We start from the raw sequence: 14,571 nt of genomic DNA on the forward strand, positions 1-14,571 counted from the left end.
TATTCATAGACAGCTTTTTTAAAAAAACAACGCTGCATCCTCAAGAAATGCAACGAAAACTAACCAACCAGTTCAAATGTTCTCTTTTAAATTTTAGCAAATATATTGGTATAATATTTTCTTCCGGCAGCATCTGTAGTAATCGAAATACCAAAATGAGTATAATTTCCTTCGATATTTTCTCTATGACCCTGGCTTTCCAGCCATGATTTCACTGCTGCTGCAGATGTTTTATAGTTGTAAGCAACATTCTCACCCACTTTTTTGGCACCAAGAACGCTCATAATATTGTTAGAACGAGACACAAAATCATTATGATTAACAACATTATTGTCGATCATATATTTGTTGTGCTCTTCGCACTTATAAGAAATGTGATTGATTTTTTCCAATGCATTTAAACCGATACTTACTCTGTAATCGTTTATTAACTGCATTGTTTCCAATTCAGATGCATTATAGCTGTAGTCAGTAATTACCTGTTCTGTAGAAGTACTACTTTCATTCCCTTCGGCGACATCGGCAGAGCATGAGTTCATTGTGATAGACATCACAATGAACACCATGGCGCACATAATTTTTTTCATAATCTGTAGTAGTTTAATGCTTTAAAGTAAATGTTGGGGCAAATTCTTTAAAATTATTATGTGACAATTTTCTCTGTTTTATTGTCCAAACGTATTTAATTTGTCGGTAAACTACAAAAATAATCGACGAAATGCATTAAAATTTTTTAAAATAATATAAAAATCTTACAATTATGATGATAAACGGTCAATCTTCCATGAAAAATCAGACTGACTTGTATAACGAATTCTGTCATGCAGCCTGTTTGGTCTTCCCTGCCAAAATTCTACTTGCAGCGGCGTTACAATAAATCCGCCCCAATTCTCAGGTCTTGGAATTGGTTTTCCTTCAAATTCAGCTTCCAGTTTCTTTAAATTATCTTCTAAAAAAGTTCTCGACGGAATAACTTCACTTTGATGCGAAACAATCGCACCAAGCTTACTTCCGTCTGGTCGTGAATCAAAATAGTTATCAGAAATAATTTCAGAAGTTTTCTGTGCAATCCCTTTTATAATAACCTGACGTTCCATTTCCTGCCAAAAAAACGACAAACAAACGTTTGGGTTTGCTGTAATGGCTTTTCCTTTTTCTGAATCATAATTCGTATAAAATATAAATCCTTCTTCAGAAAATTTCTTTAATAAAACCACACGAGACTTTGGAAATCCATCCAAACCAATCGTCGAAACTGTCATTGCGTTTACTTCGCCGCTTCCGCCAAAATCCTCCACTTCATGAAACCAGCGGTTAAAAAGATTAATCGGATCTTCGGGAATATTAGTTTCTAATAATTCACTCTTTTCGTAAGATTTTCTATAATTGCTTAAATCACTCATAATTGTTGATTTTAGATATTAGATTGTAGATTTTAGATTTTTTTGTTTCAGGTTTCAAGTTTCAGGTTTGTCAGGCTGAGCGAAGTCGAAGCCCTCGTGCTACAAAAGCCCTTCGACTTCGCTCAGGTTGACATCCATCATTCATCTTCATGAACTTAGCATCTTAGTACCTCAGCCCCTTAGAACCTTAGATTAAAATTCAAAGCTAAGTCCATCATCTCCCAAAATAACATTTGGGAAAATTTCTTCGGCTTCTTCTTTAAAACGTTCAATTCCGTCGTAACGTGTTGAATAATGACCTAAAACCAAATGCTTTACATTTGCTTTTAAAGCAATTCTAGCCGCTTCTTTCGCTGTTGAATGCAGTGTTTTTTGTGCCAAAGGAGCTTCAGATTCTAAAAAAGTAGATTCATGATACAAAACATCGGCATTTTCAATAATTGGAATCACTTCTTCATTATAAACCGTATCCGAACAAAAAGCATAACTCATTGCCGGAATTGGGTCAAAAGATAATTTTTCGTTCTCAATTACAGTTCCGTCATCCAGCGTAACATTTCCTCCGTTTTTTATTTTTTGATAATAAGCCGTATGAATATTATAATGCTGAGCCGCTTCGACATTTAACTTTCTTTCTCCCGGTTTTTCCTGAAATAAATAACCATTGGTATAAACACGATGTTTCAACGGAATCGTTTTTACAATAACACGATTATCTTCAAAAATAACCTCACTTTCCTTCGACTCTAATTCATGGAAAAACAAATTATACGTTGTCCAGGATTCTGTCAATTTTAATTGAAGCAGAATAAGTTCCTTAATTCCTTTTGGCCCATAAATATGCAAATCGGTCGTTCTTCCCAAAAGAGAAAAAGTCGAAATGGTACCAATTAATCCGAAAAGATGATCTCCGTGAAGATGTGAAATAAAAATGTGATTAATTTTTGAGAACTTAATCTTATTTTTTCGAAGCTGAACCTGAGTTCCTTCTCCGCAATCAATTAAAAACAAACGATTTTTAATTTCTAAAACCTGCGAAGTCGGATTAGTAAGCGTTCTGGGAGTTGCGGCGTAACAGCCAAGTATAGTTAGCTTCATTGTTGATTTTAGATTTTAGATTGTTGATTTTAGATTAATACAAATCACTTTATATTCAGTTTTAAAAAAATCTAATATCTAAAATCAGAAATCTAAAATTAAAACTCATTCAGTATTCAAAATCTAAAATCTGAACTCTAAAATCTAAAATTAAAACCCTAAGTCTCTTTCAATTTCTTCCATTTCGATAATGTCATGTGCTTCTAAAAGAGAAGGAACAACAACTAATTTATGTGAAATAGCATTAAAATCAAGATCAGAAGCTACAATTACAAACGATTTTTTTGCCTTTTTTTGAAGCTTAACCAGCGGTAAAAAAAGTTTTAAATCATTTTCTGTCAATTCAGAATCTGACGACAAATCGATTATAATATTTTGTTTTTCAAAGGTTTTAAACTGCTGCGTTACTTTTTCTACAAAGCCATTAAAATCGCCTTGCGTATCTTTTATAGTAACGGTATGTCCTTTTTGATCTACTTTCATTTTATGATTTGTGGGGCTAATATAAAAATTGATTTTTCAGAGCGCTAAGGTACGAAGTTTTTTGTTTGTTGTTTCAAGTTTTAGGTTTCAGGTTTGTCAGGCTGAGCGAAGTCGAAGCCAGCACTTATTTCAATAAGGAATTTGTTCTATTATTAAAAATTTGAATAAACTCATCTAATTTTCCTGCACCAGAACAAGTAAAGCAAAAGTTTAAGATCGTTACCTTTTTTCTCTTTATCGTTTCTGTATAAACATTTACATCTGGACATCCATCATAACCACCAACTTTTCTTATCAAGATTGGTTTTCCTTCTAAATAAAATGCCAAAGCAATTTGGTCAATTTGTTTATTGAGCCAGTTAATCTCAGTTCCATTAAATTTTAAATCATCCTGAAACTGATAAACACTTCTTAATCCTCCGATACTATTCAAATCCAATGTAAAAAATCTATTATTTGGTTTCGAAATTTCGTCTACTTTAAAATTTTTAGGTGTTCGGCTATATAAATTATTATAGACAGTATCTATTTTTGCTTCATCAGCATTCTGAGCTTTACATATAAAACCAATTAGTAGAAATATTATTTTAATCGTATTTCTCAAAATGAAATGCAACTACTGTATTTTAGAAGCTAAAAGATAAATAACCGCCATTCTAATCGCAACACCATTCTCCACCTGATTTAAGATTACAGAATGATCAGAATCAGCAACTTCAGAGGTAATCTCAACTCCTCTATTGATTGGTCCCGGGTGCATGATTACAATTTCTTTTCCAAGAGAATCTAAAAGTGGTTTATCAACTCCGTATTGTTGTGCATATTCACGTGTAGATGGAAAGAAGTTTACATCCATACGCTCGTTTTGTACACGAAGCATGTTCGCAACATCACACCATTCTAAAGCTTTGCGTAAATTGGGTTCAACCGTAACACCAAGCGATTCAATATATCTCGGAATCAGAGTTTTTGGTCCGCAGACTTTTACTTCAGCACCTTGCATCTGCAAAGCATATATATTAGATAAGGCAACTCTCGAATGCAGAATATCACCTACAATAACTACTTTTTTTCCGGCAACATCACCTAGTTTTTCTCTGATAGAATAACTGTCTAACAAAGCCTGAGTTGGGTGTTCGTGCGCTCCGTCTCCGGCGTTTACGATACTGGCTTTGACATTTTTAGATAAAAAATAAGCCGCTCCGGGATTAGAGTGGCGCATTACAACCATATCAACTTTCATTGAAAGGATATTATTTACAGTATCAATCAGGGTTTCTCCTTTTTTAACTGATGACTGCGCTGCAGAAAAACTGATCACATCTGCAGATAAACGTTTCTGCGCTAATTCAAAGGAAAGTTTGGTTCTCGTACTGTTTTCGAAGAAAATATTGGCAATGGTAATATCTCGTAATGAAGGAACTTTTTTAATTGGTCGGTTAATGACTTCTTTAAAATGATCTGCCGTTTCAAAAATCAGGTTAATATCATTCTCATTGATGTATTTTATTCCTAATAAATGATTTACGCTTAATTCTTTCATCTTTAATGTTTAATTGTTTTTTCTGTTGAATCGTTAATTTGTTGAATCGTTTAATCGTTCCTTCCGATTAAACAATTAACCGGTTAACCGATTAAACTTAATTTGTCACTAGGTGAACCACATCTTCACCATCATTTTCTTTCCAGCTCACTTTTACTTTTTCGCCATTAATTGCATCCACCTGACGGCCTCTGTAATCGGGTTGAATTGGTAAATTACGGCTGAAACGTCTGTCGATTAACACTAACAGTTCAATTTCAGAAGGTCTTCCAAAAGATTGAATCGCAGTTAAGGCAGAACGAATGCTTCGTCCGGTAAACAAAACGTCATCAATAAAAATGACTTTTTTGTCTTCGACTATAAAATTTATCTGAGTTTTATTGGCTTCAAGCGGTTTATCTGTTCTGCGGAAATCATCTCTAAAAAAAGTAATATCCAAATAGCCCAGTGAAATTTCAGGAGTTTGGTATTCGTTCTCTAAAATTTGTTTTAAACGCTCAGCCAAATAAACACCTCTCGGCTGAATCCCGATTAAAATTGTATCAGAGAAATCAAGATGTTTTTCGATTAACTGACAAGCCAAACGATGGAGTATGATAGTAACTTCTTTTGAATTAAGTAATACTTTTTGGCTCATAAGTAATTGTAATGTTTGGTTCGGCAAATATACAAAATCAGAATTTATTTGTTGGGGTCTTATAAATACAAAAATTTAATTTTATTTAATGCTAAAATATGATTACTTCAATGAATATTAAATATTATATTTCTAAAGAGCAGAATCTTACTTTTCAGAATCAGTTTTATTATAAAAATTATATTTTAGCATATATAATTATCGCATTAAAAATAAATAAACAATCATCTTCAAATCTAACCAATATAAGCTTTTTCAAAAGATTATTTACAAGTAAAAAAGAATCAAACGGTACAAAAACAAAAATTAACCAAGTATATTCTACGACATATTTTGACAATAGATATACGGAAGAGGGTATCGAACCTACAATACTAGATGGATGCTTAAAAATGATCGAAAGTTATTTTATAGACAATAAAATTGAAAGAAAAATTGAGAGTCCAATTAATCATCCAGCAAACTTAGATCAGGTTGATCAAGATGGTTTTGGCTTCTTATTATATTGTAATGCTTTTCAAATCGAAGAATTTCAAGCCACAATGTTTTTGGCTTATGCTTTTTCTGATTTTTTAATGAATAGATATGGATTCAAATTATATAGTGACTCAAAACCAGAATATCCATTACGAAGTATGACTCTAAAGTATGAAAAAGATGAAGTATTTTTATCACTTTATCCATTCGAATACACATCAAAAGTTTTAAAAGGAAATGCAACATTTTCTGATTTAGCAGAAAAAATAAGTTCTCAAATTGAAGAAATGCCAAATATTGAAGACCTAATTAAGAATTCAAATAACGCAAATGAAAAAAAACTATAAATGAAGAAACTATTACTTTTATTTTTATTAATTTCTTTTAATACATACTCTCAGGACAGTTTGAGAGTTGACCAAGTATATTTTGAAAAGGGATTATGTTACAAGTTTGAAACAGATCAATTGTTTACTGGAAAAAAACAAAACTACAAACACAAGAACCATTTAGTATATGAAGAAACTTTCGTGAATGGTGAACTAACAAAATATACTATATATTTCAATGGTAAAAAAAGGAAAGTAAGCGAAGAGGGCTTTTATAATATTAATGAAGGTTTTAAAGAAAAAAGAATTAGATATGAATATTCGATTGACTTCAAATGGATTACCTATTATAATGACAAAAAAGAAAAGACTTTAGAAGAAGACTATAAAGATGGGATATTAGTTTACAGATGCGAATATCTTAATAATAAGAAAAATGGAATCGTATTTTCAATAAATGATAAAGGCAAAAAAACAGAATGTAAATATGAAAATGGAAAATTTATAAAATGATACAAATACAGAAAGCACCAAAGAAGTAATAATGATTATTGAATTAAACAAAGAATACAAAATAGAATTTAAACAAGATCTTGAAGGCAATTGGTTTGGTAATTTATTGATAAATGAACAAGATCATGAATTTACTTTTGATGACGTAGGAAATATTGATTGGGTAGAAATAAAAAATAGGTTATTGTATTTTATTAATCATCATAATGAAATAATTAAAATGACTAATAATGGAATAAAAAACTACTTAAATATCAGTCTTGGATGGAAACAAATTGAGACATACGATTTAGAATGTGTAATTATTCCTCTTAACAATGATCGAAAAGATGATTTTATTATTCATCCTATTTTTATTCTAGACCCTTATGCTCATTGGTACGCTTATATTTATGATAATGAAGGTCCTAAATTGCGAAAAGTAATAAGGGAATGATTAATACTTTGACACTATTGCTTTGACAACTCAGATCCAATAATAATTGACATTGAATAAAAAGATGGATAAATACCAAGAAACTTTTGAAACGTGGAATAAAATTGCAAATCTCTATGAAGATAAGTTTATGAATTTAAGCTTGTACGACGAGACTTACGACTTCTTTTGTGGCACTTTAAAACAAGAGCAAATAAACATATTTGAAATTGGCTGCGGGCCAGGAAACATTACAAAATATTTGTTATCCAAAAATCCCAGCTTAAAAATTACTGGTATTGACATCGCTCCAAAAATGATTGAATTGGCAAAAGCAAATAATCCTTCTGCCAACTTTGAAGTAATGGATACAAGAGAACTTAGTTCCTTAAATCAAAAATTTGATGCCATTATGTGTGGCTTTTGTTTACCTTATTTATCTGAAGAAGATTGTTCTCAATTAATAATCGATTCAGAGAAAATACTTTCTAACAATGGAGTTTTATATTTAAGTTTTGTTCAGGGAAAACCTTCCGAATCTGGTTTTATTTCTGGAAGTACTGGCGATCGCACTTATTTCTATTACCATTCTTTAGAAGATATAAGCAATCAACTTTTAATACATAATTTTGAAATAATTAAACTATTCAACGTAAATTATCCAAAAGCTGATAATGTAGAAATTCATACCATAATAATTGCTAAGAAAACAAGATAATCAATTCAGAAAGTAATTATTCATATAATTATACTATAATCTATATAACTTTAAATGATCAACATAATTCAGAAATTAAAAGATTTAAAAGTAACAGGAGGTATTATATGGCTCTTAGAATTAATTCACGGAAAAAATCATTTAACTCCAAAACTAAATCATTTAAGAACTTTACAACATGGAACTGTTGGGCGAGAAGTTGCTAAAATGCTAGACAGTAAACAATATAGATTAATTCCGAAATTTGAAAATCATGATCTAAAACATATCGTTTTAGAATATGAAATGACAATGAAAGATGAAATTAGAATGCAAGCTTATTTAATTGGCAATGGCAATTTAACTTTTCCTTGTCTAATGTTTTTTTCTTTAGGTATATTTTATCCAACAATATGGAAAAGCTTATTAAAAGAATACTTAGACGGGAAAAATACAAAATCCATTCATTTTCTAACTTTAGATAATTGTATGGAATTAGAATTAAAAGATATAAAAAATGAATATGGACGGAGAAAAATGACAAATTAAATGAAAGAAAGTATCCTACAATTTATAGCAAAACCAAAAAACATTTTTCTAATAGATGCTGTTGGAGCATTAATCACATTTATATTGCTTTTTCTCGTTCTTAGAACTTTCAATACCTTTTTTGGTTTATCAAAAACCACTTTAGAATATCTTTCTTTAATTGCATTTATCTTTTCAATTTATTCTTTCGCCTGCTTTTTTCTAATAAAAAATAATTGGAAATTATACTTAAAAATAATCTGTACCGCTAACGTACTTTATTCTGTTTTGACATTTGGCATTTTGCTATATAATTATAAAAGCATTTCTGTTTTCGGTATCGCTTACTTTTTAGGAGAAATCATTGTTATAGCTGGGCTTGTATTTTTGGAAATCAAAACGATTAAAAAAAAATTCATATAAATATAAAACCCTTTTAAATTCCATAGGAGTGAATTGTTTTTTTTTTGTAAAAAATTGTAATTCATTGCATTATGAGCCAAATTATAAAAAATACTCAACTTGGTTATTTTTTTCTTCCTACTTTATAAACCAGATTTAAATCCGGTTCTTACAAATTTTAACAATTTGGAAATTAAAAACAAACAATTGATTATAATTGAATTTTAAATGTTAATATTTTCACCAATGTAGTATTTTTCATTCATGAATTAATCGCTAAATAACAAATTAAGCTCGATAAAGTGAAATACTTACCTTACAAATAATTATTTAACAATTGTTTAAATAAATTAGCGACGGTTTTTCTTACTAACCAAAATTAAACTAATTTATTTTTAACCAAAAACAAATTATCTATGCAAGTATCTAAAATTCTGGAAATACTAATTGCGTTAGGTTTATTTTACTTTCTCTTTAGTACTCTCGTTTCGTTACTCTTTGAATGGTACTCCTTCAAAACCCAAAAAAGAGGCCGATTTCTTTACGAAACAATTCTTAAACTATTAAACGATCCTGTAAACAAAAGTTACGGTGCCAGCTTATACAGCCACTTTAGCATCGATCAGCTTAAAAAGAACAGAGATTCTTATCCGCAATACATTTCGTCTGATATGTTTGCTGATGCCTTGATTGATATTATTGGGAGTCAATCTGAAACCACAAAATTTGAAAATATTTTTGATCCAAAAGGATCTACAAATTTAGTAGATGTTAAGTTAGTTGAAGAACGTATTGAAGATCCCTATAAGAGATTTAAAAAAGGACTTGATCAAATGAACTACAGTCCATTAAAAAGTTATTTAAGAGCATTCTATGAAAAAACCGAAGACTATCCTGAATTAAAAACAAAAATCACCAAATGGTTTGATGACTATATGGAAAGAGTAAGCGGCTGGTATAAAACAAAAACGAAAAGAAGTTTACTTATTATAAGTTTCTTAGTTTGCCTGGCGCTGAATGTTGATTCTATTACTCTAATTAAAAAATTAAATACTGATGACAAGTATCGTAAAGATCTTGTATTAATAGCAGAGAAAAAAGTACTTGAAAACAAGATTAATGCTCAAAAAATTGATTCAGTTGATATTGCTAAAAATATAGAAAGCATCAAATCAGTAATTACTGAAATAGAAGATAGCTCTCTTCCAATTGGGTATAATTCTGATTTTTTAAAATCAAAAGAAGAAAAGATTGGTCCAATGCTTTTGTGGTGGATTTGTGGAATTATAATTTCAGCATTTGCCCTCAGCTTTGGAGCGCCTTTTTGGTTTGAAGTTATGGTAAAAGCAATAAATATTAGAAGAGCCGGAATAAAACCATCCTAAAGTTATACAATCATGAACGATATATACAACATACATTCGCACATCTTTACAGGAAAATGTGCCCCAAAAGACTTTTTACAAGTAGCTGCCAAACTTGGAGACGGAGCTTCTACGTTTCTTAAATGGTTAATATTAACCCGCCCAATCTCCTGGTTAATTACAAAATTGGGAAATTTAATTCCAAAAAGAATTTTACAATTTCTAAAAATTGGCGTTATGGCTTCGCAGGAAGAGGTGTTTCTTGACTTGAAAGGAGCTTATGATAATTCTGAATACAGCGGGATAAAAATAGTCGCACTCACAATTGATATGGATTATATGAGTGATCCCAACAAAAAACCTGAAAAAGATTTTAACTCGCAAATACAGGATATTTACAAATTAAAAAAAACTTACCCGAATACATTATTTCCTTTTTATGGCATAGACCCAAGAAATCCCGATATTAAAAATCTTGAAAATCTTAAAAAAGCAATTGAAAGTAAAACCTTTGTTGGAATTAAGTTATATCCTGCAAATGGCTTTTTCCCTTTTGATGCGCGATTAGACAGTCTTTATCAATATGCCGAAAAAAATAATATTCCTGTTATGACTCATTGTACTCGTGGCGGCAGTTACTATTTAGGCAAAAATGTCTGGTCGGTTATTCCTGATAATCCAACATCCGTAAATCCGGCACATCCTTTAATGCCCGTAATTACTGCCCGTATTTCTAAATACAAAAATGCTCCCGACAAATTATTTAGGGAAAATGCACGAGCATGTAATCTTTTTTCGCATCCTGAAAATTATATTCCTGTTTTAGACAAATATCCTAAACTAAAACTCTGCATTGCGCACATGGGAGGAGATATTGAAATATTGGGTGTGAAAAATCCAGATGCAAAAACTGCCAAATTGTTTCAGGCTGCAAAAACCTTGGAAGGTAATCTAACATCATGGTATGACATTATCAAACAAAAAATCCTGATAAAAGAATATCCTAATACGTTTACAGATATTTCTTATTCGTTATGCGATGAAAATTGCATGATACAGTTATCTAGTGATTTGAAAAATGGTCTTATTCTCCCAGAGCGGGTTTTATTTGGAACAGATTATTTTATGGTTGCAAAAGAAAATGCTGAACTAAAAGTCGTTGCTGTTGGTCAAAAGAATTTAAGTGGATATTTTGATCAGTTTATGAGTGCTAATAATAAACGGTATTTGTTTTAAGATCTACAAAGTATAAATCAGAAAAAAATGTTCAAAAAAGAAAATATAATTAAAGAATTAGAAAAAGGAGAAAAGTCTGGATTTGTAAAAAATTTCAATCTCAATTCTTTTATCAAAGAGATGGAGTTGAAACATTCGCAAAAAAAACTGTAAAACTAGAATCCAAATCCTAAAACTTTTTCCAAAAATTGTATAAGACATTTTGCTGATTTCTGAAGTAATTTTAATATAGAAATTTAAAAACTCAGAATCATGCAAAATAAAATTACAAGATTGTTAATGGTATTCGTAATACTATTTTCATTTACAAGCTGCGAAGTTATTGGAGACATTTTTAAAGCCGGAATGGGATTCGGGATATTTATTGTGATTTTTATAATTGCAATTGTTATCTGGATCTTTGCAAAAATGTTCGGCAGTAAATAGCAATAAATAAAAAATTAAAAATCCCAAACTCCAAGTTTAATCTGGAATTTGGGATTTTTAATATTGTAATTTATAGATTAAAGATTGTACATCTTCTTTCTTTGTTCCTGAATTTTTTCATCATCAAGATATTCGTCAAATGTCATGTAACGGTCAATTACTCCGTTTGGTGTCAATTCTACGATTCTGTTACCAACAGTTTGTGCAAACTCGTGGTCATGCGTTGTAAAAATTACAGAACCTTTAAAGTTTTTCAATGAGTTATTGAATGCTGTAATAGACTCCAAATCTAAGTGATTTGTAGGCTCATCAAGCATTAAAACGTTTGCACGCTCCATCATCATTCTAGAAAGCATACAACGTACTTTTTCTCCTCCAGATAAAACTCTAGATGTTTTTAAAGCTTCTTCTCCAGAGAAAATCATTTTCCCTAAGAAACCTCTAATAAATACTTCATCACGTTCTTCTTCTGTTTTAGCGTATTGACGTAACCAATCAACTAAAGTTAAGTCATTTTCGAAAAAAGAATGGTTTTCAGCAGGAAGATACGCTTGGTTTGTTGTAATTCCCCAATCAAAAGTCCCTGAATCAGCTTTTTGATTTCCATTTAAAATTTCGTAGAAAGCAGTTGTAGCACGTGAATCTTTTGAGAAAAGAACGATTTTATCTCCTTTTGCCATATTCAAATGAACATCTTTAAACAATAGTTCACCATCTACAGAAGCAGATAAGTGTTCTACATTTAAAATCTGATCTCCGGCTTCACGATCCTGATCGAAAATAATCGCAGGATAACGACGGCTTGAAGGTTTGATTTCAGAAATATTCAATTTAGAAATCATTTTTTTACGAGAAGTTGCTTGTTTCGATTTCGCAACGTTTGCGCTAAAACGACGAATAAATTCTTCAAGCTCTTGTTTCTTCTCTTCTGCTTTTTTGTTTTGCTGTGCACGTTGTTTTGCCGCTAATTGGCTAGACTCGTACCAGAAAGTATAGTTTCCTGAGTAGTGATTGATTTTTCCGAAATCAATATCAGAAATATGTGTACAAACGGCATCTAAAAAGTGACGGTCGTGAGATACTACAATTACAGTATTTTCATAGTTTGCTAAGAAATTTTCTAACCAAGCGATTGTCTCGAAATCCAAATCGTTGGTAGGCTCATCCATAATCAAAACATCAGGATTTCCAAAAAGCGCCTGCGCCAAAAGCACACGAACTTTCATTTTTCCTTCCATATCTGACATTAAAGTATAATGATCTGCTTCTGAAATTCCTAAGTTAGACAACATCGCAGCAGCATCAGAATCAGCATTCCATCCGTTCATTTCTTCAAACTGAACCTGAAGCTCCCCTATTCTGTCGGCATTTTTATCGTTGTAGTCTAAATAAAGTTCATCCATTTCTTTTTTAACAGCATACAAAACTTTATTTCCCATTAAAACGGTTTCCAAAACAGTATGCTCATCAAACAAGTTATGGTTTTGCGTTAAAACCGACATACGTTTTCCCGGCTCTAAATGAATATGCCCCGAAGTTGGGTCCATATCGCCTGAAATAATTTTTAGAAATGTAGATTTTCCAGCACCATTGGCTCCAATAACGCCGTAAATATTTCCGTGAGTGAATGTGGTATTTACTTCGTCAAACAAAATTCGCTTGCCAAATTGAACTGATAAATTATTGACTGTTAACATGAATGTCTTTTTAATTAATTTGGTGCAAAAGTACGGAAAAAGGTTTAATTTTTTTCACCATGTAAGTGATATAAGTTTATTAAAGCTAAACTTATAATTGAGAGCAATTGATTTCTACTATATAAGTGATATAAGTTCATTTAAATCAAACTTATAATCTGCTAACTTAAATATTCCACCATATAAGTAATATAACTACATTTAAACTAAACTTATAATTTCTTCTTTTTTAAATATAGAGTCAGCATTACTTATAATCTCTCATATGAACTTATATGGTTTCAAAAATCTACAGTTTGCTTTCTTTTGCGAGCGCCACTTCTAAGCTTTCGAAATTGGGCAGGACTTTAGAAATCAATCCTTCTTTATTTAAAATAAAATGTGTTGGAAATGAATTTAGCTGTAACGATTCATTCATGTATTCTTTCATATTTGGGATTACAGCATATGAAAGTGGTTTTCTTGCTAAGAATACTTTTAATTGTTCTGGTGAATCTTCGGCTAAACTTATAAAAAGAATATCTTTTCGGTCTTTGTATTCCTCAGTTAGTTTATTTACCTGCGGAAATTCTCTTATGCATGGCGTACAGTGAATATACCAGCATTTAATGACGATTATTTTTCCTTTCATTGTTTCGTTTGAAACTTCATTTCCATCTAAATCTTTAAATGAAAATGGCGGAAAAGCCGTTCCTTCCATTTTGTAATTTTTAAGAGCGTCAAAACCTATTTGGTTAATCGTTGCTTTTATACTGGTATCTGTTTTGGGCTGAATTTTGAATAGCTTATAATAGTAAACTGCCTCTTCAGTTTTTAATCTAATTGGAATGAAATTTCCGTTTGCTAATTGATCTAAAAAAGTTTCTTTAGAGATTTCTTTTGAAGAAATATCAAGTGCAATAAAATCTCTGGAAAGCATTATTTTTTTGCTTTGATAGGCAGACCAATCTCCAAAAGTTTTTTGGATTTGGGCTGGATTTACTTCCGGATTTCCGAATTTATTTTGAGCGCAAGAAAAAGTAAAAATTAGAAATGTGATTATAATGGCGATTGATTTTTTCATGAAGATTTTATGCAATAATTCCGGAGTCAAAAGTACTGATTTTTTTCATGCAATGTCTTTGCGAGGAACGAAGCAATCTCACATGCTGAATCAATTGTTAGTGCGGTTGCTTCGTTCCTCGCAATGACATACTTTGTGTTTACTTTACTTTTAAGCATAAAAAAACCTGGCAATATAATTGCCAGGTTCATAATGCGATCCTCAAGGAGAAAACCAAATAACAAATCTCCTTAATTCACGGCATTTATTCGAAATAAAAA

At 31.0% G+C, this 14,571-nt stretch carries 18 protein-coding genes; 9 read left to right on the plus strand and 9 right to left on the minus strand.

Annotated elements, in window-relative coordinates:
* Window positions 1-86: 86 nt before the first annotated feature.
* From J2Y38_RS00485 to pyrR, 7 genes are all read right to left on the minus strand, one after another.
* On the minus strand, window positions 87-587 hold the full coding sequence (locus tag J2Y38_RS00485; protein WP_309838537.1) for a CAP domain-containing protein: 501 nt from the start codon (window positions 585-587) through the stop codon (window positions 87-89).
* A gap of 171 nt (window positions 588-758) precedes the next feature.
* Complete coding sequence (gene pdxH, locus J2Y38_RS00490) at window positions 759-1,403, minus strand: pyridoxamine 5'-phosphate oxidase (protein ID WP_309838539.1); 645 nt, start codon at window positions 1,401-1,403, stop codon at window positions 759-761.
* A 192-nt stretch (window positions 1,404-1,595) separates the two neighbouring features.
* Window positions 1,596-2,501, minus strand: a complete 906-nt coding sequence (locus J2Y38_RS00495) for a ribonuclease Z (RefSeq protein ID WP_309838541.1) — start codon at window positions 2,499-2,501, stop codon at window positions 1,596-1,598.
* A 150-nt stretch (window positions 2,502-2,651) separates the two neighbouring features.
* On the minus strand, window positions 2,652-2,984 hold the full coding sequence (locus J2Y38_RS00500; protein ID WP_309838542.1) for a ribonuclease Z: 333 nt from the start codon (window positions 2,982-2,984) through the stop codon (window positions 2,652-2,654).
* A 124-nt stretch (window positions 2,985-3,108) separates the two neighbouring features.
* Window positions 3,109-3,588: a hypothetical protein gene (locus J2Y38_RS00505; protein ID WP_309838545.1), complete on the minus strand. Its 480-nt coding sequence runs from the start codon at window positions 3,586-3,588 to the stop codon at window positions 3,109-3,111.
* A 12-nt stretch (window positions 3,589-3,600) separates the two neighbouring features.
* The gene (locus J2Y38_RS00510) at window positions 3,601-4,527 is read right to left on the minus strand and encodes an aspartate carbamoyltransferase catalytic subunit (RefSeq protein WP_029273654.1); all 927 of its coding nucleotides are present in this window, start codon (window positions 4,525-4,527) and stop codon (window positions 3,601-3,603) included.
* A 97-nt stretch (window positions 4,528-4,624) separates the two neighbouring features.
* Window positions 4,625-5,164 (minus strand): bifunctional pyr operon transcriptional regulator/uracil phosphoribosyltransferase PyrR, encoded by a 540-nt coding sequence (gene pyrR / locus J2Y38_RS00515; protein ID WP_053470147.1) that lies wholly within the window; start codon window positions 5,162-5,164, stop codon window positions 4,625-4,627.
* Between the two features lie 110 nt (window positions 5,165-5,274).
* Between pyrR and J2Y38_RS00520 the strand changes: the two genes are divergently transcribed.
* The 9 genes from J2Y38_RS00520 (at window position 5,275) to J2Y38_RS00560 (ending at window position 11,551) form a co-directional block, all read left to right on the plus strand.
* The gene (locus J2Y38_RS00520; RefSeq protein WP_309838570.1) at window positions 5,275-5,988 is read left to right on the plus strand and encodes a hypothetical protein; all 714 of its coding nucleotides are present in this window, start codon (window positions 5,275-5,277) and stop codon (window positions 5,986-5,988) included.
* On the plus strand, window positions 5,989-6,483 hold the full coding sequence (locus tag J2Y38_RS00525) for a hypothetical protein (protein WP_309838572.1): 495 nt from the start codon (window positions 5,989-5,991) through the stop codon (window positions 6,481-6,483).
* A 31-nt stretch (window positions 6,484-6,514) separates the two neighbouring features.
* Complete coding sequence (locus tag J2Y38_RS00530) at window positions 6,515-6,919, plus strand: hypothetical protein (protein ID WP_309838574.1); 405 nt, start codon at window positions 6,515-6,517, stop codon at window positions 6,917-6,919.
* Window positions 6,920-6,983: 64 nt separating this feature from the next.
* A complete protein-coding gene (locus tag J2Y38_RS00535) occupies window positions 6,984-7,616 on the plus strand; it encodes a methyltransferase domain-containing protein (RefSeq protein WP_309838576.1) in 633 nt (210 codons plus the stop codon).
* Window positions 7,617-7,670: 54 nt separating this feature from the next.
* On the plus strand, window positions 7,671-8,144 hold the full coding sequence (locus J2Y38_RS00540) for a hypothetical protein (protein ID WP_309838578.1): 474 nt from the start codon (window positions 7,671-7,673) through the stop codon (window positions 8,142-8,144).
* A gap of 797 nt (window positions 8,145-8,941) precedes the next feature.
* Window positions 8,942-9,910 carry a hypothetical protein gene (locus tag J2Y38_RS00545; protein WP_309838579.1) on the plus strand — a complete coding sequence of 323 codons (969 nt, stop codon included), beginning with the start codon at window positions 8,942-8,944 and terminating at the stop codon, window positions 9,908-9,910.
* Between the two features lie 12 nt (window positions 9,911-9,922).
* Window positions 9,923-11,125, plus strand: coding sequence for an amidohydrolase family protein (locus J2Y38_RS00550; protein ID WP_309838580.1), 1,203 nt, complete (start codon window positions 9,923-9,925; stop codon window positions 11,123-11,125).
* A gap of 27 nt (window positions 11,126-11,152) precedes the next feature.
* Window positions 11,153-11,278, plus strand: a complete 126-nt coding sequence (locus J2Y38_RS00555) for a type II toxin-antitoxin system ParD family antitoxin (protein WP_309838582.1) — start codon at window positions 11,153-11,155, stop codon at window positions 11,276-11,278.
* Window positions 11,279-11,377: 99 nt separating this feature from the next.
* Window positions 11,378-11,551 (plus strand): hypothetical protein, encoded by a 174-nt coding sequence (locus J2Y38_RS00560; RefSeq protein WP_165871969.1) that lies wholly within the window; start codon window positions 11,378-11,380, stop codon window positions 11,549-11,551.
* Window positions 11,552-11,628: 77 nt separating this feature from the next.
* Here J2Y38_RS00560 and J2Y38_RS00565 read toward each other — a convergent pair whose 3' ends face one another.
* Both J2Y38_RS00565 and J2Y38_RS00570 read right to left on the minus strand, forming a co-directional pair.
* Entirely contained in the window at window positions 11,629-13,248 is a 1,620-nt protein-coding gene (locus J2Y38_RS00565) for an ABC-F family ATP-binding cassette domain-containing protein (RefSeq protein ID WP_309838586.1), read from the minus strand.
* 289 nt (window positions 13,249-13,537) lie between these two features.
* Window positions 13,538-14,311 carry a TlpA disulfide reductase family protein gene (locus tag J2Y38_RS00570; protein WP_309838588.1) on the minus strand — a complete coding sequence of 258 codons (774 nt, stop codon included), beginning with the start codon at window positions 14,309-14,311 and terminating at the stop codon, window positions 13,538-13,540.
* Between the last annotated feature and the right edge of the window lie 260 nt (window positions 14,312-14,571).

It is taken from the genome of Flavobacterium sp. 2755 (genome assembly GCF_031455715.1).
GTDB lineage: Bacteria > Bacteroidota > Bacteroidia > Flavobacteriales > Flavobacteriaceae > Flavobacterium.

What these genes read in the sequence shown, in the direction of transcription:
- J2Y38_RS00550 (WP_309838580.1), top strand. Translation starts at nt 9,923, where the DNA reads ATGAACGATATATACAACATACATTCGCACATCTTTACAGGAAAATGT.
- J2Y38_RS00530 (WP_309838574.1), top strand. Translation starts at nt 6,515, where the DNA reads ATGATTATTGAATTAAACAAAGAATACAAAATAGAATTTAAACAAGAT.
- J2Y38_RS00570 (WP_309838588.1), bottom strand. Translation starts at nt 14,311, where the DNA reads ATGAAAAAATCAATCGCCATTATAATCACATTTCTAATTTTTACTTTT.
- J2Y38_RS00495 (WP_309838541.1), bottom strand. Translation starts at nt 2,501, where the DNA reads ATGAAGCTAACTATACTTGGCTGTTACGCCGCAACTCCCAGAACGCTT.
- J2Y38_RS00525 (WP_309838572.1), top strand. Translation starts at nt 5,989, where the DNA reads ATGAAGAAACTATTACTTTTATTTTTATTAATTTCTTTTAATACATAC.
- J2Y38_RS00520 (WP_309838570.1), top strand. Translation starts at nt 5,275, where the DNA reads ATGAATATTAAATATTATATTTCTAAAGAGCAGAATCTTACTTTTCAG.
- J2Y38_RS00485 (WP_309838537.1), bottom strand. Translation starts at nt 587, where the DNA reads ATGAAAAAAATTATGTGCGCCATGGTGTTCATTGTGATGTCTATCACA.
- J2Y38_RS00535 (WP_309838576.1), top strand. Translation starts at nt 6,984, where the DNA reads ATGGATAAATACCAAGAAACTTTTGAAACGTGGAATAAAATTGCAAAT.
- J2Y38_RS00510 (WP_029273654.1), bottom strand. Translation starts at nt 4,527, where the DNA reads ATGAAAGAATTAAGCGTAAATCATTTATTAGGAATAAAATACATCAAT.
- pdxH (WP_309838539.1), bottom strand. Translation starts at nt 1,403, where the DNA reads ATGAGTGATTTAAGCAATTATAGAAAATCTTACGAAAAGAGTGAATTA.
- J2Y38_RS00540 (WP_309838578.1), top strand. Translation starts at nt 7,671, where the DNA reads ATGATCAACATAATTCAGAAATTAAAAGATTTAAAAGTAACAGGAGGT.
- J2Y38_RS00545 (WP_309838579.1), top strand. Translation starts at nt 8,942, where the DNA reads ATGCAAGTATCTAAAATTCTGGAAATACTAATTGCGTTAGGTTTATTT.
- J2Y38_RS00500 (WP_309838542.1), bottom strand. Translation starts at nt 2,984, where the DNA reads ATGAAAGTAGATCAAAAAGGACATACCGTTACTATAAAAGATACGCAA.
- J2Y38_RS00565 (WP_309838586.1), bottom strand. Translation starts at nt 13,248, where the DNA reads ATGTTAACAGTCAATAATTTATCAGTTCAATTTGGCAAGCGAATTTTG.
- J2Y38_RS00560 (WP_165871969.1), top strand. Translation starts at nt 11,378, where the DNA reads ATGCAAAATAAAATTACAAGATTGTTAATGGTATTCGTAATACTATTT.
- J2Y38_RS00555 (WP_309838582.1), top strand. Translation starts at nt 11,153, where the DNA reads ATGTTCAAAAAAGAAAATATAATTAAAGAATTAGAAAAAGGAGAAAAG.
- pyrR (WP_053470147.1), bottom strand. Translation starts at nt 5,164, where the DNA reads ATGAGCCAAAAAGTATTACTTAATTCAAAAGAAGTTACTATCATACTC.